This window comes from Nonomuraea sp. NPDC050022 (assembly GCF_044460705.1).
Classification (GTDB): Bacteria; Actinomycetota; Actinomycetes; order Streptosporangiales; family Streptosporangiaceae; genus Nonomuraea.
On the sequence record NZ_JBITKE010000005.1, the window covers coordinates 124884 to 146662 of the forward strand.

General features: G+C 70.1%; 23 protein-coding genes. 9 read left to right on the forward strand and 14 right to left on the reverse strand.

Annotated elements, in window-relative coordinates; all coding sequences use genetic code 11:
- Positions 1-208: 208 nt before the first annotated feature.
- From ACIBO2_RS22050 to sigE, 3 genes are all read right to left on the reverse strand, one after another.
- Positions 209-1768: a trypsin-like peptidase domain-containing protein gene (locus tag ACIBO2_RS22050; protein ID WP_358551685.1), complete on the reverse strand. Its 1560-nt coding sequence runs from the start codon at positions 1766-1768 to the stop codon at positions 209-211.
- Between the two features lie 194 nt (positions 1769-1962).
- The gene (locus ACIBO2_RS22055; protein ID WP_397298742.1) at positions 1963-2499 is read right to left on the reverse strand and encodes an anti-sigma factor family protein; all 537 of its coding nucleotides are present in this window, start codon (positions 2497-2499) and stop codon (positions 1963-1965) included.
- 1 nt (position 2500) lies between these two features.
- A complete protein-coding gene (sigE, locus tag ACIBO2_RS22060; protein ID WP_372451219.1) occupies positions 2501-3121 on the reverse strand; it encodes an RNA polymerase sigma factor SigE in 621 nt (206 codons plus the stop codon).
- Positions 3122-3303: 182 nt separating this feature from the next.
- Here sigE and ACIBO2_RS22065 point away from each other — a divergent pair, with 182 nt between their 5' ends.
- Complete coding sequence (locus ACIBO2_RS22065) at positions 3304-3942, forward strand: O-methyltransferase (RefSeq protein ID WP_225300697.1); 639 nt, start codon at positions 3304-3306, stop codon at positions 3940-3942.
- A gap of 69 nt (positions 3943-4011) precedes the next feature.
- Here ACIBO2_RS22065 and ACIBO2_RS22070 read toward each other — a convergent pair whose 3' ends face one another.
- Together ACIBO2_RS22070 and ACIBO2_RS22075 are read right to left on the reverse strand one after the other, a co-directional pair.
- The gene (locus ACIBO2_RS22070; RefSeq protein ID WP_397298746.1) at positions 4012-5418 is read right to left on the reverse strand and encodes a leucyl aminopeptidase; all 1407 of its coding nucleotides are present in this window, start codon (positions 5416-5418) and stop codon (positions 4012-4014) included.
- Between the two features lie 78 nt (positions 5419-5496).
- Entirely contained in the window at positions 5497-5664 is a 168-nt protein-coding gene (locus ACIBO2_RS22075) for a DUF3117 domain-containing protein (protein ID WP_020545024.1), read from the reverse strand.
- 150 nt (positions 5665-5814) lie between these two features.
- Between ACIBO2_RS22075 and ACIBO2_RS22080 the strand changes: the two genes are divergently transcribed.
- Positions 5815-6621, forward strand: coding sequence for a PaaX family transcriptional regulator C-terminal domain-containing protein (locus ACIBO2_RS22080; RefSeq protein WP_357944246.1), 807 nt, complete (start codon positions 5815-5817; stop codon positions 6619-6621).
- Positions 6618-7394: an enoyl-CoA hydratase-related protein gene (locus ACIBO2_RS22085; protein ID WP_358551689.1), complete on the forward strand. Its 777-nt coding sequence runs from the start codon at positions 6618-6620 to the stop codon at positions 7392-7394. The genes ACIBO2_RS22080 and ACIBO2_RS22085 overlap by 4 nt, the downstream gene beginning before the upstream one ends.
- 3 nt (positions 7395-7397) lie before the next feature.
- On the opposite strand, the gene ACIBO2_RS22090 is transcribed toward ACIBO2_RS22085, so the two are convergent.
- From ACIBO2_RS22090 to ACIBO2_RS22115, 6 genes are all read right to left on the reverse strand, one after another.
- Entirely contained in the window at positions 7398-7964 is a 567-nt protein-coding gene (locus ACIBO2_RS22090) for a DNA-3-methyladenine glycosylase I (protein ID WP_397298749.1), read from the reverse strand.
- Positions 7961-8773 carry a hypothetical protein gene (locus tag ACIBO2_RS22095; RefSeq protein WP_358551691.1) on the reverse strand — a complete coding sequence of 271 codons (813 nt, stop codon included), beginning with the start codon at positions 8771-8773 and terminating at the stop codon, positions 7961-7963. Before ACIBO2_RS22095 ends, ACIBO2_RS22090 begins: the two co-directional genes overlap by 4 nt.
- 80 nt (positions 8774-8853) lie before the next feature.
- Positions 8854-9438, reverse strand: coding sequence for a TIGR00730 family Rossman fold protein (locus ACIBO2_RS22100; RefSeq protein WP_358551693.1), 585 nt, complete (start codon positions 9436-9438; stop codon positions 8854-8856).
- 10 nt (positions 9439-9448) lie between these two features.
- The gene (locus ACIBO2_RS22105; RefSeq protein ID WP_358551695.1) at positions 9449-10246 is read right to left on the reverse strand and encodes a TIGR00730 family Rossman fold protein; all 798 of its coding nucleotides are present in this window, start codon (positions 10244-10246) and stop codon (positions 9449-9451) included.
- Between the two features lie 227 nt (positions 10247-10473).
- Positions 10474-11529, reverse strand: coding sequence for a succinyl-diaminopimelate desuccinylase (gene dapE / locus ACIBO2_RS22110; protein WP_358551697.1), 1056 nt, complete (start codon positions 11527-11529; stop codon positions 10474-10476).
- The gene (locus ACIBO2_RS22115; RefSeq protein WP_358179325.1) at positions 11530-12363 is read right to left on the reverse strand and encodes a 2,3,4,5-tetrahydropyridine-2,6-dicarboxylate N-succinyltransferase; all 834 of its coding nucleotides are present in this window, start codon (positions 12361-12363) and stop codon (positions 11530-11532) included.
- A 37-nt stretch (positions 12364-12400) separates the two neighbouring features.
- Between ACIBO2_RS22115 and ACIBO2_RS22120 the strand changes: the two genes are divergently transcribed.
- A complete protein-coding gene (locus ACIBO2_RS22120; RefSeq protein WP_358551699.1) occupies positions 12401-13222 on the forward strand; it encodes a hypothetical protein in 822 nt (273 codons plus the stop codon).
- A gap of 11 nt (positions 13223-13233) precedes the next feature.
- Here the strand turns inward: ACIBO2_RS22120 and ACIBO2_RS22125 are convergent, their stop codons facing one another.
- From ACIBO2_RS22125 to fdxA, 3 genes are all read right to left on the reverse strand, one after another.
- Positions 13234-13899 (reverse strand): DUF4178 domain-containing protein, encoded by a 666-nt coding sequence (locus tag ACIBO2_RS22125; protein WP_358551701.1) that lies wholly within the window; start codon positions 13897-13899, stop codon positions 13234-13236.
- A 78-nt stretch (positions 13900-13977) separates the two neighbouring features.
- Positions 13978-15048 carry a succinyldiaminopimelate transaminase gene (gene dapC / locus ACIBO2_RS22130; RefSeq protein ID WP_397298756.1) on the reverse strand — a complete coding sequence of 357 codons (1071 nt, stop codon included), beginning with the start codon at positions 15046-15048 and terminating at the stop codon, positions 13978-13980.
- 103 nt (positions 15049-15151) lie between these two features.
- On the reverse strand, positions 15152-15478 hold the full coding sequence (gene fdxA / locus ACIBO2_RS22135; protein ID WP_358551705.1) for a ferredoxin: 327 nt from the start codon (positions 15476-15478) through the stop codon (positions 15152-15154).
- Positions 15479-15581: 103 nt separating this feature from the next.
- Here fdxA and ACIBO2_RS22140 point away from each other — a divergent pair, with 103 nt between their 5' ends.
- From ACIBO2_RS22140 to ACIBO2_RS22160, 5 genes are all read left to right on the forward strand, one after another.
- A complete protein-coding gene (locus ACIBO2_RS22140) occupies positions 15582-15812 on the forward strand; it encodes a hypothetical protein (protein ID WP_358551707.1) in 231 nt (76 codons plus the stop codon).
- A 17-nt stretch (positions 15813-15829) separates the two neighbouring features.
- The gene (locus ACIBO2_RS22145; RefSeq protein ID WP_397298759.1) at positions 15830-16891 is read left to right on the forward strand and encodes an ABC transporter substrate-binding protein; all 1062 of its coding nucleotides are present in this window, start codon (positions 15830-15832) and stop codon (positions 16889-16891) included.
- 101 nt (positions 16892-16992) lie between these two features.
- Entirely contained in the window at positions 16993-17769 is a 777-nt protein-coding gene (locus ACIBO2_RS22150) for a class I SAM-dependent methyltransferase (protein ID WP_357944215.1), read from the forward strand.
- Positions 17770-17922: 153 nt separating this feature from the next.
- Complete coding sequence (locus ACIBO2_RS22155; protein WP_358551711.1) at positions 17923-19926, forward strand: hypothetical protein; 2004 nt, start codon at positions 17923-17925, stop codon at positions 19924-19926.
- Positions 19927-19929: 3 nt separating this feature from the next.
- Positions 19930-21750 (forward strand): UvrD-helicase domain-containing protein, encoded by a 1821-nt coding sequence (locus ACIBO2_RS22160; RefSeq protein ID WP_358551713.1) that lies wholly within the window; start codon positions 19930-19932, stop codon positions 21748-21750.
- Positions 21751-21779 lie beyond the last annotated feature (29 nt).

Genomic DNA, 21779 nt, shown 5'->3' on the forward strand with positions numbered 1-21779 from the left:
ACCACCCCGGCCAGGTCGCCAGCCCCCGTCTCGGTTCAGCAAGACCACGTAGGCGGTCTCCAAGACCACGCGGGCGGTCTCACCGTCTCGTCGCGGCGGCCGACCACCTCCACCGGAGGAGCGTCCCCCTGGACAGACCCCGGCCCCGCACGGCGGGTGGGGCCCACCGTGCCTGCCGTAAAGCTGTGAAAGAAAAAGCTTTTGAAAGTCAGGACGGCGTCGGAGCCGGAGTGTCATCCGCGGTAACAGTCAGGGTGGCGGTGCGGTCTTGGCCGGCGCGTTGGTATTTGATAGTGATCTTGGAGCCCGGAGACTTGCTGCGGATCAGGGCGATCAGTTCGTTGCCGTCCTGCAGCATCAGCCCGTCGATCTCCATGATGACGTCGCCCGCCTTGAGGCCCGCCTTGGCGGCTGGGCCGCCCGCGTCGACCGGCTGCCGGCCCTCCGTCGGGCCCGAGGCGATGCGTACGCCCTGGCCCTTGTAGTCCTTGTCGAGGACGATGCCGATCTTCGGGCGCTTGGCCTTGCCGGTCGTGATGATCTCCTCGGCGACGCGGCGCGCCTGGTTGACCGGGATGGCGAAGCCGAGGCCGATGCTGCCGCCCTGGCTGCTCATGGAGCGGCTCAGCGTGGCGATCGCGGAGTTGACGCCCACGACCTCGCCCTTGCCGTTGACCAGTGGCCCACCCGAGTTGCCGGGGTTGATGGCGGCGTCGGTCTGGATCGCGCTGATGTAGGCCGGCTCCTCGCTGCTGGTGCCGCTCTCGTCGCCCGCGATGACCGGGCGGTTCAGGGAGCTGACGATGCCGGTCGTCACCGTGCCGGTGAGGCCGAGCGGGGAGCCGATCGCGATGACCGGGTCGCCCACGACCACGTCCTCGGAGTTGCCGAGGGTGATCTCGGGCGTGCCGAACGTCTCCTCCGGCTTGACCACGGCCAGGTCGGAACCCGGGTCACGGCCGACGATGCGGCCCTTCGTGGTCTTGCGGTTGTTGAACATGATCTGGATGTCGCCGCCCTTGGCGGCCGGGGCGACCACGTGGTTGTTGGTGACCACGTAGCCGTCCTTGATCAGGAAGCCAGAGCCCGACACGCCCTCGGCGCTGCTGGCGTTGACCTCCAGCGAGACCACGCTGGCCCGGGCGCGGGCGGCCACTCCGGCGACGGAGTCGGGGGCCCGGTTCGTGGCGCCGCTCGGGATGGGGCCGAGGCTGTAGGAAGGGTTGGTGCCGCTGCCGCCCGACCTGGTCAGCAGGTAGGTGCCGACGCTGCCCAGCCCCGAGGCGACCAGGGCGATGACGACCGCCAGGACGATCAGGACGCCCGTGCCGGGACCGCGCCTGGGAGCGGGTGCCGACGTCAGGCCGCCGGGCGGTGGCGCCCAGCCCGCGCCCATGCCGAGCGCGTTGGGCGGCGGGGGCGGACGCTTGTCGCCGCCGCCGAACGGCGGCGGGCCCGCCGAGTTGCCGAAGAACGGGCTCTCGTAGGTGCGGGTGCTGTTGGGCGGCGGTGGCTCCTCAGCCGGCCCTTGATCCGAGGCCGGAGCCGCGTAGGAGGCCGGAGGCGGGTAGGAGGGGCTGCCATAGGACGCGGTGTCTCCGGGGCGGCCTGACGGGTCACCCCACCGGCCGCTCTCGAAGGAGGCCGTCTCGGACCGCCATCCAGACTGTTCGGCCTGGTCGTCGGCCGGCAGGAACTCCGGCCGCCCCTGTGGCTCAGGGAAGTCCGACGGCATGCGTCCTTCTGGTGGGCGCGTCTCGTCGGTCATCTAGATCTCACCACTCCTTGCCTCGGACACCGCAATCCTGGCGTGAACGGCATACGAGAGTCGTAAAGCAATTGTCAGGCAATGAGCCAACATATGTGGACACCTGACAGATTCCCGAACTCAAATCGTATGCCCCTGACGCCGTCGACTACGCCACTCGAGTATCCCAGGCATTCCTGAGAGCGGGCGGGAGATCAGGGCGTGGCGGTGGGCAGAGTAGTGGTGGGCGACGAAGTGGGCGTGTGCCGCGCCTGCTCGAACAGCTCGACCGGCGGCGCCTGGGCGCTCTGACCGACCCCCGAGACAGCGAAGAAGGTGCCGAGCGCGACGGCCGCGGATACCACGCCGACCGCCACGTACGCGCCGCGCCGCCTACCCCCGCGGCCAGGGCCCGAACCGCCACCAGCCGCGTCCCTGCGCGGGCGGTTGTCCAGCGGAGCGATGCTGTGCGGCCCAGGGATGGGCACTCCGCCGAACGTCCGGGTAGGGAAAGGCCGCTCCCTGGGGGGCAACGGGCCACCGGGCTCGGACATCCGCAGCAACGACATGGTGAGATCGGCCGGCATCACCGGGCCGTCGAGCGAGCGCAGGCGCGACTTCAGCGCCCGCATCGACTCGACCTCCCGCCTGCAGTCGCCACAGAAGGTCAGATGGGCTAGAGCGCGGTCGCGTTCGGTGTGATTCAACTCACCGTCCACGAGCGCGGAAACGCGTTCTCCAAGATGCGACATATCAGACTTCCTCCCCACGGGTCCCCGACGGGAATGATGGCGGGGGGAGTTGGGAATTACGGGGGGCCCGGTGATCGAGCGCCTCCCGCAACTGCGCCCGGCCACGGTGAATACGGCTTCGGACCGTACCCAGCTTGACGCCGAGCGTGGCCGCGATCTCCTCGTACGACAGACCCTCGATGTCACACAGCACGATCGCGGCCCGGAACTCCGGTGCGAGCGCGTCGAGCGCGGCCTGGATGTCCGGCTCAAGGTGCGCGTCGTCGAACGCCTGCGCCGGTGACGGCTCGCGCCCGCGCAGCCGTTCGGCCGCGTCGTCGGCGAGTCCTTCGAACCGGATGCGCTGCTTGCGCCGCGCCATGTCGAGGAACAGGTTCGTCGTGATCCGGTGCAGCCAGCCCTCGAACGTTCCGGGGGTGTAACTCGACAGGGACCTGAAGACCCGCACGAAGACCTCTTGGGTGAGATCTTCGGCATCGTGGACATTGCCGGTCAGGCGATACGCCAGCCGGTATACACGTGCGGAATGAGTCCGCACCACTTCCTCCCAGGTGGGAGGCGTCCAGTCAGACACGGGAGTATCGGCCTGGTGGTCACTTTCGTCCACCAGAACTCCTCTCATTGGGACCACCGCTACCGCCATAGTGCCTGGTTTCGTCCCTTCGTGCGTACTGCCTGCCTTCCGGACCGGCAAAGCCCGTTTAAACCTGCAACGCCTCACGGTCGTCTTGAGTTCCCGTCCCGGCGTGTCTCCCCTAGGCTGCGATCGGTGACCAATCGCACGAAAGTGGGGGGAGGAGGCCGATGACCAGTCCGGTAGAGGCCACTCTGGCCTATGCGGAGCAGTTCCATCATGAGGATGAGATCCTGCACGCGGCGCGCCTGCGCGGCCTGGAAATGGGTGCCACGCCCATCCTTCCCGGGGGCGGGGCGGCGCTCTGCTTCCTCGCCACCGCCGTCAACGCCAAGTCGGTCGTCGAGATCGGCACGGGCTGCGGCGTCTCCGGTCTCTGGATGCTGCGTGGCATGCGCCCCGACGGCACGCTGACCAGCGTCGACGTGGAGCCGGAGCACCAGCGGCTGGCCAGGCAGGCGTTCGCGGAGGCCGGGTTCTCCGGCGGGCGGGTGCGGCTGATCACCGGCCGGGCCCTCGACGTGCTGCCCCGGCTCTCCGACGGCGGTTATGACATGGTCTTCGCCGACGGGGCCAAGCAGGAGTACGCCGACTACCTGGCCGAGGCGGTCAGGCTGCTGCGCGTGGGCGGCATCGTCGCCTTCGACAACGTCCTGTGGCACAACCGCGTGGCCGACCCGGCGCAGCGCGACCCCGACACGGTCGCGCTACGCGAACTGGGCAAGCTGGTGCAGTCCGACGACCGCCTGCGCTCGCTGCTGATGCCCCTGGGCGACGGCCTGCTCGCCGCCGTCAAGATCGCCTCATAGCGCCCTCATAGCGCCAAAACTGCGGCGCGTACTCCTGACGCGTCAGCCACACCAGCAGCGTGCGTACTCCTAGCGCGTCAGCCACTCCAGCAACACGCGCACCCCGAACCCGGTGGCGCCCTTGGTGAGCACGCCCTCGTTCACGGTGCTGCGTCCGACGCCCGCGATGTCCAGGTGCGCCCACGGCCGCTTGCCCGCGAACTCCCTCAGGAACAACGCCGCCGTGATCGACCCGGCCCCATAGGTGGAACCGCTCTCGACGTTGGCCAGGTCCGCGATCGAGGACTCCAGCGCCGGCGCGTAGTCGTCGATCAGCGGCATCCGCCACAGCCGGTCGTCACTGGCCTGCCCCGCCTCGACCAGCCGCTGGGCGAGGTCGTCGTCGGTGGCGTAGACGGCGCCATAGCCGCGGCCGAGCGCGACGGTGATCGCCCCGGTGAGCGTGGCGATGTCCACCACCGCGTCCGGGTCGAGCTCGGCGTCGGCGTAGGCGAGCGCGTCGGCCAGCACCAGCCGCCCCTCGGCGTCGGTGTTGAGCACCTCCACCGTGCGGCCGCCGTAGTGCTTGATGACGTCGCTGGGCCGCTGGGCCGTGCCGGAAGGCATGTTCTCGGCCGCCGCGACCAGGCCGGTCACCCGCACGGGCGCGCCCAGCCGGGCGAGCGCGGAGATGACGGCGATCACCACGGCGCCGCCCGCCATGTCGGTCTTCTGGGTCTTCATGTTCTCGTTCGGCTTGAGCGAAAGACCGCCCGAGTCGAACGTGATGCCCTTGCCCACCAACACGACATGCCGATCGGTCGGCTCGGGCGGGGTGTAGGAGAGCTGGATGAAGCGGGGCGGGTTGGCCGAGCCCCGGCCGACGGCCAGGATGCCGCCGAAGCCGCCCGCCTGCAGCTGCTCCTCGTCCCAGACGCGTACCGGCACGTCCTGCTCGGCCGCGCGCTCGGCCAGCCAGAGCGGGTTCTTGACCGACGCGGGCGTGTTGGTCAGGTCGCGGGCCAGCGCCACCGCCTGGGCGACGGTCTGGCCGCGCCGCACCGCGTCCTCGTCGGCGCCGACGAACCTCAGCGCCCGCACGGACGACTTGCCCGGATCACCGATCTTGAAGGTGTACGCCGCCAGCAACGCGGCCTCGGTGAAGGCCGTCACGTCGCCCGCCGGCGTCACCACGACCAGCGCTTGCCTGCCCTTGGCCTTGCGGGTGAGCGCGGCCGCGGCCTTGCGCAGCGCGCGCGGCGAGCCGTCGCCGACCCCGTACAGGAGCACCCGGCCGACCCCGTCCGCCCGCGCCACCGGGACCTCCACCACCTCACCCGCCTCTCCCTTGGCGTCGTAGTGCGCCAACAGGGCGGCCGTCGGCAGGTGCAGATCCAGCTCGACGGCGGGAGCGAGATCGGCGTCATAGGGCACGGCGAGCAGCTCGACATCCGCTGGTACGTCGGCCACCACCGATGCCGTGGTCTCAATGGGCACGGAAATCCCCCTCAAACGTCAGCGGCCCTGGCGCGGACGCACGCCAGGGCCGTGGAACGACCTGTGTCTCGGGAGCTCTCAGCCGACGACGTTCTTCAACGCTTCGCCGAGCGCCTTCGCCTCGTCGGCGGAAATCTCCACGACGAGCCGGCCGCCACCCTCCAGGGGGACCCGCATGACAATGCCGCGCCCTTCCTTGGTGACCTCCAGCGGACCATCGCCGGTCCGCGGCTTCATCGCCGCCATGCGTGCATCCCTTCCTGCCTTGGGCTCCCGCGGCCCGCGGTTTCCGGCCGCCCCTGAGGATGGCCGACGCATTCACGTCATCTGTGATGTCCTATTCTCCCGCATCGAGAGCGCTCATGGGTAACGATCTCCTCCCAGAATGCGTTGTCCATGCTGGCGAAGGCGGCCAAACTGGACTTCGTGCATGCTCGCGCCGCTCTGTTCGACCTCTATGGAGACCACCTGCGCTCGCGCGGTGGACAGGCGTCCGTGGCCGCTCTCGTACGGCTCATGAAGCCCCTCGAAATCGCCGCCCCAGCCGTGCGGACGGCCGTTTCCCGCATGGTGCGGCAGGGCTGGTTGCAGCCCGTCAGGCTGCCCCAGGGCGCCGGTTACGGACTTACGCCGAAGTGCGTCAGACGTCTGGACGAAGCCGCCTTGAGAATTTACCGAGCCGGAACTTTGAGCTGGCGTGGCCGGTGGCACCTGATCGTCCTCGAGCCGGTCAAGGACCGTCCGCGCAGGGAACGGATCCGCGCCGACCTGACCTTCCTGGGGTACGCCGCGCTGTCGGAGACGACGTGGATCGGCCCGCGTTCGTCGATCGAGCTGGACAACCTGCTGGAGGGCGAAGGCGTGCGCGCCGACAGGTTCGACGCGGCGTTGGAGGGCGACCCGCGCGAGCTGGTGGCCCGCGCCTGGGATCTGACCGCCATCGGCGCGGCGTACGAGCACTGGCTGTCGGAAGCTGTCACTCTGGTCGGCGCGCTGCCCGGTGGCGCCCCGGCTGATCAGGTGTTCGCGACCAGGAGCAAACTCGTGCATGGATGGCGCAACTTCCTGTTCCGGGACCCTGGCCTCCCCCCGGAACTGCTGCCGTCCGCCTGGCCGGGCGAGAAGGCCAGGGCCTACTTCGAGCAGGAGGCGGTCCGCCTGCTGCCCGCGGCCGCCGCGTTCGTCGACAGGGAGCTGCCTTGATCCGCTATGACGTGTCCGATGCCGTCGCCACCATCACCCTCGACCGGCCCGAGGCGATGAACTCACTGACGGCCGAGGTGAAGGCGGCCCTGCTCGACGCGCTGCGCCGCGCCGCCGCCGACCCCGAGGTGCGCGCGGTGCTGCTCACCGGCTCGGGACGGGCCTTCTGCGCGGGCCAGGACCTGCGCGAGCACGCCGACAACCTGGAGGCGGGCCGCGGCCTGGCCGATACGGTCCGCGCGCACTACAACCCCATCGTCGAGCTGATCACCACGATGGCCAAGCCGGTCGTGGCGGCGGTCAACGGCGTGGCCGCCGGGGCGGGCGCCTCGCTGGCCTTCGCCTGCGACCTTCGGGTGGCCTCGGACAAGGCCAAGTTCGCGATGGCGTTCGCCGGGGTGGGCCTGGCGCCCGACTCGGGCGCGTCGTGGACGCTGGCCCGCCTGGTGGGTCTGGGACGGGCGACCGAGCTGCTGCTGCTCGGCGAGCCGCTCGGCGCGGCCCGCGCGCTCGAACTGGGCGTGGTCACGCGCGTGGTGCCCGCCGAAGACGTGCTCAAGACCGCCCATGAACTGGCCGTACGACTGGCGGCGGGGCCCACCAGGGCGTACGCGGCCACGAAGCGGGCGCTGGCCTACGCCGCGACGCACTCACTGCCCGAGACCCTGGCCGTGGAGGCCGACCTGCAGGACGAGTGCGTGGCCACCCAGGACCACCTCGACGCCACGCGGGCCTTCCTGGCCAAGGAGCTGCCGACGTTCCACGGCCGCTGACTGTCAGGGCTGTTCCTGCCGGGCGACGCAGCCCTCGATGTGGTCGTTGACCAGGCCGATGGCCTGCATGAGGGCGTACGCGGTGGTCGGGCCGACGAATCTGAAGCCACGCTTCTTGAGGTCCTTGGCCAGCGCCTTGGAGGCCGGGGTGATGGCCGGGACGTCGGTCATCGACCTGGGGATCGGGGACTCGGCGTCGGCGTACTGCCAGACCAGATCGGACAGGCCGCCGGGCAGGTCCAGTGCGACCCGCGCGTTGGCGATGGTCGCCTCCACCTTGGCGCGGTTGCGCACGATGCCGGGGTCGCCGAGGAGCCGGGTCACGTCCTCCTCGGTGTACGCGGCGACCTTGGGGATGGAGAACTGGTCGAAGGCGGCGCGGAAGTTCTCGCGCTTGCGCAGGATCGTCAGCCACGACAGGCCTGACTGGAAGGCTTCCAGGGAGACCCGCTCGAAGACACCGTCGTCGCCCCGGACCGGGCGGCCCCATTCCTCGTCGTGGTAGGAGATGTAGATGGGGTCCGCCATCCCCGGCCAGGTACAGCGGATCACTTCGGTCGCTTGCGTCACTTGCTCTCGTCCCTGTCCTCGCCCGGCGCCACCCGCACCGGCTCGCCCTCGCGCTCCAGCCCCTTGTCGCTCGGCTGGGCCGCGATCGGCTCCCCGTCGTCGCTGGGCTGGACCGCGACCGGCTCGCCGTCGCGAACCGGCACCCCATCGCGGACCAGCTCACCGTCGCGGACGGGCTCGTCTTCTGTTGCCGCAGCCGAGGCGTCGAACGCGGCCGTGCGATCGGCCGGCGCCTCGGATGGCGTGGCGTCGTCTTCCGGCTTCCCCACAGCGTCCGGCCCCGCCACCACGTCCCGCAGGTCGGGCACCGCCGCCACGTCCTCCGGCTCGTCCGTGGACGGCTCGGCGTGGTGGTCGCTCGAAGCGTCCGGGTCGGCGTGCTGGTCTCCCAAGTTGTGCGGCTCGGCCGCCGAGTCCCCCTCCTGGGAGAGGTCCCGGGGCGCGGCCGGTGGCTGGTGGTCGGTACGCAGACCGGCGCCCGGAGCCGCGTAGACCTCCTGGCGCGCGTACAGCCGGCTCGACAGCAGCTCGGAGACCCGCTGTTCGAGCACCGCGATCCTCGTGTCCCGAGCGCTGATCGCCGTCGCCGCCCTGCGCAGGGTCTCGTCGACACTCTGCGTGTGATAGCCGACCAGGTTGACCGGCAGCTGCAGCGCCATGAAGTCCACCGCCGTGAGCTGCCCGGGCTCGGGCAGGTCGAGAGGCGGCACGTCCGGCGGGAACTCGGTCAGCTCCCCGCCCCTTCCGAGGGAGACCAGGACCACGCAGGCCAGAATGGCGAGCGCGGCAATGGCGAGTACGACCAGCACATTGGCATCGTACTCATACGATCGAGGCACGAGTCCCGCACTTGCCGCGCCTGTTGCGTCTTGGGACTCCCCGGGACGGGTCAGCCGGTGGCCTCGCCGAGCTCCTCGACGCTGGGCCGAACCGGCTTGCCGGTGGCCTCCAGGTGCGCGAACGCCTCCTCGACCGTGTTGGTCCAGGAGATGGCGTCGAAGATGTTGGCCCGGGTGAAGCCCGCCTCGTACATGTTCTCGATGAGCTGTCGCAGCGGCGTGTACAGACCCCATGGGTCGAGGATCACCAGCGGACGGTCATGGATGCCGAGGACGCGGGCCGTCCAGATCTCGAAGAGCTCCTCCAGCGTGCCGATGCCGCCAGGCAGGACGAGGAAGGCGTCGGAGCGCTCATCCATGGCGGCTTTGCGCTCGCGCATGCCGGTGGTGACGATCAGCTCGTCGGAGGCCGTGTCGGCGACCTCGATGTCGACCAGGACCTGGGGGATCACGCCGATGGTCCGGCCGCCGGAGGCGCGGGTGGCGGCGGTGATGGCGCCCATGCACGAGACGGTGGCGCCGCCGCTCACCAGCGTGTGGCCACGCTGGGCGAGCTCGGCGCCGACCTCTGTTGCGAGTTGGAGGTACTTCTCATCAATCTTCTGACTTGAGGCGCAAAACACGCAGATATTCACATATTTGAGCTTATTGGGGCTCGGCCGGCTGGGCGGCGACGGCGCTCTGCTCCTCCCGGAGCTGCTCGGACCGCTTGAGGTCGGCGTCGACGATGATGCGTACGGCCTCCTCGACGTCGTCGGTCATGGTGATGAGGCCGAGATCCTGCTCGGCGATCTTGCCGCTGTCCAGGAGCGTGCCCTTGATCCAGTCCATCAGGCCGCCCCAGAACTCCGAGCCCATCAGCACGACGGGGAAGGAGGTCACCTTCTGCGTCTGCACCAGCGTGAGCGCCTCAAACAGCTCGTCGAGCGTGCCGAACCCACCGGGCAGCGCGATGAAGCCGCACGAGTATTTGACGAACATCGTCTTGCGGACGAAGAAGTAGCGGAACTCGATGCCGAGGTCCACGTAGTCGTTCATCTTCTGCTCGAAGGGCAGCTCGATGCCGAGCCCCACCGACATGGCGCCCGCCACGTCCAGAGCACCCCGGTTGGCCGCCTCCATGATCCCGGGGCCGCCGCCGGTGATGACCGCGTATCCGGCCTGGGCCAGCGCACGGCCGAGCGCGCGGCCCATGCCGTAGTCGGCCGAGCCCTCGGGCGTGCGGGCGGAGCCGAAGACGGTGACCGCCGGGGGCAGCTCGGCCAGCTGCCCGAACCCCTCCACGAACTCCGCCTGGATGCGCAGCACTCGCCACGGGTCCATGTGCACCCAGTCGGCGGGACCCTGACGGTCGAGCAGCCGCTGATCATGGGTGGTTTGAAGCGCGAGACTGCCGCGGATCACGGCCTGCCCCTGACGGCGTTCCGGACGTGTCTGTTCCATGCGGTCACGCTAGCCCAACGCCGGGCGGCCCCGCGCACAACGAGGACTAGTCACCCGTTAGAGGGCCTCTGAGGCAAATGCCCTGGTAGATGGCCTTAAGAACCCGCGTAAAAAATCTTGTAAGAAGCAGGAACCAGATTTCGACCTGCCTGCGTCTAACTGCCGAGGGTGCTGCTCGGGACTGAAAGTGGCTTTCCCCGCCAAATGGCCGGCGAGGAAAGCCACTTTCACTTTGTCAGCCAGTTCAGCAGAGCCCGCTCGCTCTCCACGATCTTGGGAAGCGACACGTACTCCCCCTGCTGATGCGCCAGGTTCGGGTCACCGGGACCGTAGTTGACGGCCGGCACCCCCAGTGTGGAGAAGCGCGCGACATCCGTCCAGCCCAGCTTGGCTCGCGGTGTGCCGCCGACCGCGGCGGTGAAGGCCGCCGCCACCGGGTGGGTGAGGCCGGGCCGCGCCGCCGGGGCGCCGTCGGTGAAGCGGACCGCGAACCCGTCGAACACCTCGCGTACGTGCTCCTGCGCCTGCTCGATCGACAGGTCGGGCGCGAACCGGTAGTTGACCGTGACCACGCACTCGTCCGGGATCACGTTGCCCGCCACGCCGCCGCGCACGCCGACCGCGTTGAGCCCCTCGTGGTAGGCGAGCCCGTCGACCACGGGCTGCCGGGCCTCGTAGGCGTTGAGCCGGGCCAGGACCGGCTCGATGCCGTGAATGGCGTTGACCCCGAGCCACGATCTGGCGCTGTGCGCGCGCTTGCCGGCCACGGTGATCTCGGCCCGCAGGGTGCCCTGGCAGCCGCCCTCGATCACCCCGTCGGTGGGCTCCATGAGCACCGCGAAGTCGGCCGCCAGCCAGTCGGGGTGCTCGCGCGCCACCCTCGTCAGCCCGTTGCGCTCGGCCTCGATCTCCTCGCAGTCGTAGAAGACATAGGTGACGTCACGGTTGGGCGCGGGCACGGTGGCCGCCAGCTTGAGCGCGACCGCCACCCCCGCCTTCATGTCCGAGGTGCCGCAGCCGAAGAGCAGGTCGCCCTCGACGCGGCTGGGCAGGTTGCCGGCGACCGGCACCGTGTCGAGGTGCCCGGCGATCAGCACCCGCTCGGCGCGGCCCAGCTCCGTGCGCGCGACGAGCGTCTCGCCCGATCTGTCGACCTTGAGGTACGGCAACGCCGCCAGAGCCTGCTCGACCGCGTCGGTCAGCGTCTTCTCGTCGCCGCTCACCGACTTGATGTCCACGATGGCCGCGGTCAGCGTCCGTACGTCCTGCGTCAGGTCCAGCATCTAGGTGTTCACTCCGTGTTCGCGCAGCGCCTCGTTGAGCGCTGCCTTGTCATGACGCTGCCCCGGCTCCAGGCGCTTGATCACCAGCACGCAGGGCAATCCGAACGTGCCGCCGGGGAACTCCTTCTGGCGGGTGCCGCCGACGGCGACGCACCAGTCGGGTACGCGGCCGCGGGCCAGCTCCTCGCCGGTCTGCACATCGATCACCGGGATGGAGGCCGACAGGATCGTGCCCGCCCCGATGACGGCGCCGCGTCCCACCCGGGCGCCTTCGACCAGCATCGCACGGCTGCCGATGAGCGCGTCATCCTCCACGATCACCGGCACGGCGTTGGGCGGCTCCAGCACACCGCCGATCCCCACACCGCCCGACAAATGGACGTTTTTCCCGATTTGGGCACAGGAGCCGACCGTGGCCCAGGTGTCGACCATCGTGCCTTCGCCGACGTACGCGCCGATGTTCGTGAACGACGGCATCAGCACCACGCCGGGCGCCAGATAGGAGCCCCAGCGCGCGATCGCCCCCGGAACCACCCGCACCCCGTCGAGCGTGGTCTTGAGCGGATGCCGGTCGTGGTGCTGGAAGTCGCCCACCTGCGACCTGGCCAGGCCGAGCACCTGGAAACTGAGCAGGATCGCCCGCTTGGCCCGCTCATCCACGACCACCTCGCCGTCGGACAACCGGGCGGCCCGCGCCTGTCCCCTGTCCAGCAGGTCGATCGCGCTCACCACCACCTTGCGCGCGTCCAGGTCGCGGGGTGACAGCTCCTCGCGACGCGCCCACAGCTCGTCCACCGCGGATACGATCGGTGACACACCGCTCACGTGCCTCATGGCCACGGAGCTTATCTGGCCGGGTAGGTTTTTCAGGGTGCGCCTGCGCTTCTCCCGCGGAGTCATCACCATCGCGGTCATCGTTCTGCTGCTCGCGGTGGGGATCTCCGTCGGCCTCTTTCACCTGCTCAAAAAGACGGAGCCGCTGGCCATTCCGGAAGCCCACTGCAGCGTCAAGACCCCCGTGGGCGACCGGGATCTCGACATCGAGCAGGCCCAGATATCGGCCACCATCGCGGCCGTCGCGGAGCGCCGCAAGCTGCCCGAGCGGGCGGTGGTGATCGCCTACGCGACCGCGCTGCAGGAGTCGAAGCTCTTCAACCTCGACTACGGCGACCGCGACTCCGTCGGCGTGTTCCAGCAGCGCCAGTCGCAGGGGTGGGGCAAGCGCAAGCAACTCCTCGACCCCGTCTACGCGACCAACCGGTTCTTCGCCGCGCTGGTCAAGGTCAAGAACTACCGGAAGATCCCGCTGGAGGACGCCGCCCAGGCCGTGCAGCGCTCGGCGGGCGGCTACGCCTACGCCCAGCACGAGGAGGACGCCAAGATCCTCGCGGCGGCCTTCACCGGGCGTGTTCCGAAGGCGGTGCACTGCTGGTACCCACCGCCCAAGACGGGCACGCCCGCCCCTCAGGCCAAGACCGCCGAGGCGCGGCGCCAGCTCGTCCGGGCGCTCGGCGACCCGTCCATCTCGACGCGCAAGCGCGGCTGGCTGATCGCCGCCTGGTCGGTGGCCCACGCGCGGAAGTACGGACTCAAGCACGTCGGCTTCAACGGCGCCACCTGGACCAACGACATGAACCTGGAGGGCTGGCAGTCGGGCGGCAAGGCGACCGACAGCAAGGTGGACATCTCCTAGGCGGATCCGCCCTAGGAAGTGGCGCGGCTGACGATGCTGATCGAGCCGGGCGGCAGCGGCCTGGCGTAGCTGGCCGTCCATCTGGCGCCCTGGATCCGCTCGAAGGAGAGCAGCCGCCCGTCGGAGGCGCGGTAGTCGGCGAAGTCGAGCAGGCCCCGCTCGGCGTTGCCGGTGTTGCCCTCCGACCTGAACGCGGCCGTGCCCCGCTCGATCGGATGGAACTCGACGCCCTCCATGATCAGCATGCTCTTGGCGGGCACCATGCCCTCGGTGGGCACCTCGGTCCAGATGAGCACTTCCAGATGCGACGGCTCGCCCTCGGCCTGCCGCACCTGCACCGACAGCCACTGCATGCGACGGGAGCTGTCACGCAGCCGATATTCGACCCACTGCATGCCCTGCCACGAGACGTACATGGCACCGAGCACTCGCGCGGGCGATCCGTGGACCTCTATCCGGTCACCGACCTTGATGGTACGGGGATCGACATAGTCGGATCCGGTGTACCCGGACATGCTCACCGGTGCCGGCAGCGGGGCCTCGGTGGCCGCGATCTCGACCGGCTGTGCGGTCGCGCGGCCCTTCCTGTCCTGGCGCATGGTGGCCAGGAAGGCACCCAGCAGCAGGAGGACGGTGGCGATGCTCAGCCCGAGTACGACCACGAAGGTCATGCTCATCGATCAGCTCGCTCCACTCGCGGTCTGCCTCAGCAAACGCCGTTATCAACTTATGTGTGCCCTGCTTCGCGGGGGATCCTACTGGAGGCGGCGCACCGCCGCACTGATGCGTTCATCAGTGGCGGTCATGGCGATGCGGATATGCCGCCCACCTGCCGATCCGTAGAATTCCCCCGGAGCAACCAAAATACCGATTTCGGAGAGCTTACTGACCTGTTCCCAGGAACTGGTCCCGTCCGTCGCCCAGAAATACAGCCCGGCGGTCGAGTGCTCGATGCTCCAGCCCGCCTTCTCCAGCACCGGCCGCAGCTGCAGGCGCCGCCTGGCGTAGCGCTCGCGCTGCTCCTCGGCGTGCGCGTCGTCGCCCAGCGCGACCGTCATGGCGGCCTGTACGGGGGCCGGCATGAGCATCCCCGCGTGCTTGCGGATCTCCAGGAGCCGCTTGACCAGAGCCGGATCGCCGGTCACGAACCCGGCACGGTAACCGGCCAGGTTGGAGCGCTTGGACAGCGAGTGGACCGCGAGCAGCCCCTCGTGGGAGCCCTCACAGACGTCGGGATGCAGGATGGAGACGGGTCGCTCCTCCCAGCCCAGCTCGATGTAGCACTCGTCGGAGGCGACGACCACGCCGCGCTCGCGCGCCCAGGCCACCACCTTGCGCAGGTGCTCGACGGGCAGCACCCGGCCCGTGGGATTGCCGGGCGAGTTGACCCAGACGAGGTCCACGTGCTGGGGCCCCAGCGCGAGCAGGCCGTCGGAGGCCGTCGCCTCCGCTCCGGCCAGCCGGGCGCCCACGTCGTAGGTGGGATAGGCCAGCTCGGGGAAGACGACCCGCCGCGCGCCCAGGTAGCTGGGCAGCCAGGCGACGAACTCCTTCGAGCCGATCAGCGGCAGCACGTCGCTCGGCTCGACGGTGACCTCGTGCCTGCGGCGCAGCCAGCCGGCGGCGGCCTCCCGCAGCGCCTTCGTCCCGTGGGTGAGCGGGTAGCCGGGGCTGTTGGCGGCCTCGACGAGGGCGCTTTGCACGAGCGGCGGCACCGGATCGACGGGCGTGCCGACCGACAGGTCGACGATGCCGTCGGGGTGGGCCAGCGCGCGCGCCTTGTACGGCTCCAGCCGGTCCCAAGGGAAGTCGGGCAGGTTGTTCACGGTTCTCCAGGTATCAGGCGGGCACGCCTCCAGCTCTCAGGCGTGCGCGCCGTACGCCCGGCAGCGGGGCCCACCGTTCGGGCGCCCCGCTGCGGGGTGCGGGCTAGTGCTCTTCGGCCTGCGGCGGCAGCGCGGCGATGACCGGGTGGTCCTTGTCGATCTTGCCGACCTTCGAGGCGCCACCGGGCGAGCCCAGGTCCTCGAAGAAGTCGACGTTGGCCTTGTAGTAGTCCTTCCACTGCTCGGGAAGGTCGTCTTCGTAGAAAATGGCCTCGACGGGGCACACTGGCTCACAAGCGCCGCAGTCCACGCACTCGTCGGGGTGGATGTAAAGCATGCGCTCGCCCTCGTAAATGCAATCAACGGGGCACTCCTCGATGCACGCCTTGTCCAGGACGTCCACGCAAGGCTGCGCGATGACGTAGGTCACCTCGAGCTCCTTCTCTCCGCACCATGGCATGACTCTGACGGCGGTCTGCTAGCCCTAGTATTGCCGTGCTTGCCAACTGGCCGAAACGGAGGGTGGCAAACTCGTGGCCGCTCGCCTCGTGATCGCGATCACAACAGCTGACGTCGGCGCCCGGATCACCACCCGCAGACGGGTTCCGGAAGGCTTCCGTGACGCCGTCGGGATTCTCGAATCCTGGGACGGCGGCGTGCTGCGTGTCCGCAAGAGAGACGGCACTCTGGTGGAGATCTCCGAAGAGGCGCTGGTGGCGGCCAAGGTGGTTCCGGCCGCGCCTCCTCGACCTGGACGGAAGTAACGGCGAGTATTCGTCGTGTGACCGTACGTATCTGCGCCGCCGTAACCGTCCTCATCGCAAGCGCCGGATGCGGCGCGTCGTCGTCCCCGGCCGAGAAGCCGCTGCCGCCGGTGAACGTCAAGGCCGCCTCCATGAAGCAGGGTTTCACCACCCTCGAAAACCTCGCCGCGACCGCCAAGCGGGAAGGCTCGCTCACCGTGATCGGGCTTCCCCGGGACTGGGTCAACTATGGCGCGATCATCAACGCCTTTACCGACAAGTACGGCATCAAGGTCAACGAGCTCGAGCCCGGCGCCAGCAGCCGGCGCGAGATCGACTCCGCCGCCCAGCTCAAACCCGACGTGTTCGACCTCACCCTTGACGTCGCGGTGGCCGATGCCGCCAAGTTCGCCCCGTACAAGGTGCAGGGCTGGCAGGACCTGCCCGATCACATCAAGGACCCCGCGGGCGCCTGGTACGGCGTCTACGGCGCCTACATGTCGCTCGGCTACGACCCGCGCAAGGTCCCCGCCCCCGCCTCCTTCGCCGATCTGGCCGCCAAGCCGGGCTACCTGGTCGCGCTCGACGGCGACCCGCTGCACTCGGCGGCGGCCTTCGACGGCGTGATGGCCGCCTCGCTGGTGTCGGGCGCGCCACAGCCGCAGCGCGGTGTCGAGCTGTTCGCGAAGCTCAAGCAGGCGGGCCGGCTCACCGATCCGGCCAAGGCCAACGTGATCGTGGACTGGGACCACCTCAACGCCGCCCGCAGCGCCCGCGACGCGGAGGCGTGGAAGGTGACGATCCCGCGTGACGCGCCGCTGGGCGACTACCACGTACAGGCGATCAGCAAGGACGCGCCGCATCCTGCCGCGGCCCGTCTCTGGCAGGAGTTCCTGTTCTCCGACGAGGGCCAGAATCTCCTGCAGAAGGGCTGGGCCCGCCCCGCCCGCGGCGAGGCGATGCTGATGCGCGGCACGCTCGACGCCGAGCAGGCAGCCAAGATGCCCGTCGCCCCCGGACCGCCGGTGCTCCTCACGATTCCGCAGACAGATGCCGGAAAGTCCTACCTCAAGAAGCGATGGACGCAAAGTGTGCGATGAGACCATTGTGACTTGATATGTCGCGGAGACAATCAGCCTCTAAAGTGAACAGACAGCACGGCCACAGGGGGCCCTTGTCTGACGAATGAGAGCTGATCGTCTTGCGATACGACACACCGAGCTTGGAGCGGTGGAGCAGTCGCGCCTACGACGGCAGTTTCGGCTACGTCTCGACGCAGGGCGCGCCCCTGGTGGACCTGCTCGATCCGCGGCCGGGAGAGCGCGTGCTCGACCTCGGCTGCGGCACCGGGGTGCTGACCGCCCAGATCGCGTCGCGGGGTGCCGACGTCCTGGGGATCGACGGCTCCCCCGCCATGATCGAGAAGGCCCTGGCCCTTTATCCGGGTGTCGACTTCATCGTCGGCGACGGGCACGACTTCAGCGTGGCGCTGGCCTATGACGCCGTCTTCTCCAACGCCGCGCTGCACTGGATGAGTCGCGACCCCGTCTCCGTCATCGCCAACGTGCACGAGGCGCTCTCGCCCGGCGGCCGGTTCGTGGCCGAGATGGGCGGCGCGGGCAACTGCGCCGAGCTCACCGCCGCCATGCACACCGCCTGGCGGGAGTACGGTCTGCGCGAGCCCGACCTGCCCTGGTACTTCCCCACGCCGGCCGAGTACGCCCGCCGGCTGGAGCAGGAGGGCTTCGTGGTCCGCCTGCTCGAGTACTTCGACCGGCCGACGCCGCTGGAGGAGTGCCCGCAGGGGGCCGCCGACTGGGTACGCATGTTCGCGTCCTCGGTCATCGAGGGGCTGCCGAAGGACATCGTCGAGCCGCTGCTCCAGCGGGTCAACGAACTCGCCGCACCCGCTCTGCGCAGGGAGACGGGCTGGATGGCCGACTACGTCCGTCTACGCTTCGCCGCCGTCCGGCGCTGATACGTAGTGGATGATGCGTAGGGGAGTTTTGCCGGACTATGGTCTGTTCGTGGGCGGCGGAAAGAGTGGCGGAGAGAGTAAGGCTGCACCGCTGACGAAGTTGAGGAGCCTTGCGACGATACGGCGGCGTGAGGGGCTGGTGAACGGAACGGGATGAATTTCTGCCTGAGCGACCTCGTACCACCGTTGAGGTGGAGCGACGCGTCCACGATCACGCTGCTCACCGGGCAGCCGGAGCTTCCGGACGCCTGGTGGCGCAGCCTGCCCATGCCGCTCGTGCTCGCGGCCATCGGCCCCGAGCCGCTGGCCGAGCTGCTCACGGAGATCGCGCTTGAGCACTGGCCGGCCGCCGCTGTGGGCGACGTGCTGCCGGCGCTGCACGTCCTGGATCCGGACGAGGCCGACGAGCCGCAGGTGGCGATCGCGCTGGACCGCGCCGGGTCGTGGACGGGGCTGCTCGCGCTGACCGGCAGAGAGCTGGTGGACCAGCCGTTCATCCAGGCGCGTCCGGTGCTCAACACGCTGTTCTCCGCGGCCCTGGTACACCTCGCGCCCCAGCTCCAGCGCCCGTCGGCGCCGGTAGCCGCGCCGGCCCCGGCCCCGGCCCCGGTTGCCCTCGCGCCCGAGGCCGTGCCGGTCGCACTGCCGGTGGAGGCGCCGCCGAGCGCCGAGCCGGTCGTCGAGGAGGCTCGCGTCGCCGAGCAGGCCCCGATCGCCGAGGAGGCACCGGAGCGCGAGGAAGCGCCGGACGCCGAAGAGGCGGTGGCCGCCCACAAGGCCGAGGACGCGACGGAGGCCGAGGAGCCGGTGCTCGACGCCGACGACGAGCCGGTCGTCGACGAGGCCGCCGAGCCGGAGGCCGAGTCCGAGCCCCAGCCCGTCCTGGACGCCGCCGACGAGCCCGCGCCGGAGCCCGCCGCCGAGGAGGCCGCCGCGCTCGAAGCCGAGGGCGCGGAGCCGGAACCGCAGGACGCCGAAGCCGCACCTGAACCCGAGCCCACTCCCGAAGAGGCGAAACCCAAGTACGACACGCCGGACTTCGAGGCGGCCGAATCGGAGGAGCCGGAGCCGGAAGAGCCCGCGGGGCACGAGCTGCCCGAGCTGATCGAGGCCGCGTTCGCCGGTCTGGACGACAAGAGCTGGGCCGTCGCCCAGAACCGGGTCTTCACCGACCAGCCGTCCGCCGTGGACCAGCTCGCCAAGCTGTTCGCCGTGCCGGCCGCCGACATCTCCGCCACCGAGACCGAGTTGCGGGCCCGCCTCGGCCAGTGGCTGGCCAGCGAGGAGGCGGCCCCGTACCGGGCGCATCTGGACGAGCTGCGCCGGACGATCGGCCCGGCCGCCCCCAGGGACCAGCTGATCGGCGCGGCCGACTGGCACGCCCAGGAGATCCGCGCGCTGGAGGTCCCCGCCTGGCAGTTCGTGCTGGCCACGCTGCCGTCGGAGGCGCCCGCCAGGCCGTCTGAGCCGCCGGCTGCTTCGGAGCCGAAAATCATTGAGGTCCCCCCGGCATCCGCGTTCGCCCAGGTGCCGCCGATCCCGTCGCCGCCGCCGGGGACGCCGCAGTTCCAGGCGTTCGCTCCGGCCGAGGTCGTGGTGGGTGAGGGCAACGGAGCGTCGAACGAGCCGGCCAAGCCGTACCAGCCGCTGAAGGACGTCTCGCAGACCAGGCGGTGCTTCCGCCAGCCGGACGGCCGGTGGTGGCTGCGGATCGACGTGACGGCCGAGCAGCTCGGCGGCGGCGAGTGCGCGCTGCCCACGGGGTTCGCCACGTACCTCGGACTGTCGCCGGGAGAGAGCAGGACCGTGCGGAGCGCGGCCGGCGAGCTGACCATGGTCTGGCACGGCAGGCCGGTGCTCGAATCGGTCGAGCGGCTGCTCGCGGACGTCGGCGCGAAGGAGGGCGGGCACCTGTTCCTCACGCTGTCGGACGAGGGCGTGTTGCGGGCCAGGCACCTGCCGGTGGCCGCGCAGGGGGCCGAGAAGATCACCAAGGCGCTGCGCCTGGTCGGCTACACCGCCCCCGGCGGGACCCGCGACCAGGCCGCCAGAGTGATCGCCACCAGGATCGGGATGACCGGACCTGTCGGACTGCCCGACCTGCTCACCAGGCTCCGCGAACGCGGGGACCGCGACCTGCTGCAACTCTTGGACTGAGCCGTGCCGCGGCTGGCGATCGCCCCGGGCTTCCCCCGGGACCTCAGCGCACTGGCACAGCCGGTGCGCAGGGACGCCGTGGTCGCACTCCGCCGCCTGCTGCTGAACGTCTCGGGCGCCCCCCACCCCGAGCGGGTCAGGGGCGCCAGGGACCCGCGGATCGCGACGCTCCGTCTCACTTCGGGGCATCGGGGCGTGGTGGTGCGTCAGCGGGACGTGTACTGGCTGCGTACCGTGCTCCCGGATCCCGAGGCCTGGTCGTACGCGCAGCGCTACCGCTACGGGATCAACCCGGTGATCGGCGTCGTCGAGGAGTGGGACGCCGAGGCGCTCGAACGGGTCGAGCCCGCGTTACGGCGATCGGCGAGTGCTTCGGGGTTGTTCGCCCCGATCTGCGATGGTGATCTGCTCGCGCTGGGCATCGACGTGCGCGCGCTGCCACTGGTGCGGCTCATCAGCAACGAGGCCGACGTGGAGGCGCTCGAACCGCTGCTCCCCCCGACCCAGCACGTGCCGCTCGCGGTGCTGGCCCGGGGCGGCACGCTCGCCGAAGCCTGGCGGGAGCTGGACGCCTGCCGCGCCACGGACGAGGGCGCCGACCTGGTCGATGTAAACGACTTCCACGCGGCGCTGCGCCGCAGTCCGGACCGTGCGGTGTTCGCCGCCGACAAGGTGGAGCTGGAACGGATCCTCGACGCGCCGGAATGGTGCGCCTTCCCGCGTCCGGAACAGCACCGGCTGGCCCGCGCCGCGCGCTACGAGCACCCGGTGCTGGTGATCGGCGGGGCGGGCACCGGCAAGACGATCATCGCGCTGCATCGGGCGGCCTATCTGGCCGCGCACGGGAGCGGGCCGGTGCTGCTGGTGACGTACTCACAGGGGCTGGGCGAGGACCTGTCAGACCGGCTCGACCGGCTGATCGACGACGGGGTGACGCGCAAGCGGGTCGACGTGGACAACGCCGAGCGGCTGGCGATGCGCATCGTGGCCAGCGCCGAGGGCCAGCGTCCGGCGCTGATCGGCCCCGGCGCGCGTACGCTGGCCGAGCTGACCGACGAGGCGCTCCGGCTGCTGTCGAGGGCCACCGGCGACCTGCTCGACGACATCGAGCCGGGCCGCAAGCCGTACCGGCACGTCGTGGTGGACGAGGCGCAGGACATCAGCCCGTCGCAGTGGCGGCTGCTGCGGGCGGTGGCGCCGCGGGCGCACGACGACCTGTTCATCGTCGGCGACCCGCACCAGCGGATCACCGACACGCGCGTGACGCTCGGCTCGGTGGGCATCCCGGCCCTGCAGCACACGCTCAAGGTGTCCTACCGGCTGCCGCACGAGCTGCTGTCGTTCGCGGTCCGGTTGCGCGGCGGCGGACCCGTCGACGGGCTGGTCAAGGGCATGTCCCCGCTGTACGGGTTCCGCGCGCTGCGCAACGGCGAGCGGCCGGTGCTCAGGGCGTATGACTCGCCGGAGGCGGAGCTGGCCGGGCTGGTGGCCACGGTCGTCTCCTGGCTGGACGACGGTGTCCCGGCCGATGAGATCGCCGTCGGCGCGCGCACCTCGAAGCTGGTCCGTGAGGCGCGCAAGGCGCTCGGGCGGGCGGACGTGCGGGTGGCGGCGTTCCAGAATCTGAAGGGCCTGGAGTTCGAGCGGGTCGCGCTCATCGGCGTGGCGGAGGGCGTGGTGCCCGAACCGCCGCCCGACGAACCGGGGGCCCGGGCGAGAGCACTGCAACGGGAACGGAGCATGCTGTATGTAGCCTGCACGCGGGCCCGATCCATGCTCTATATCTCCCATTCAGGAAGAGGTAGCCCCTTTCTGTCGCTCTGATCACATAGTCTGAACTGCGGATATATTCC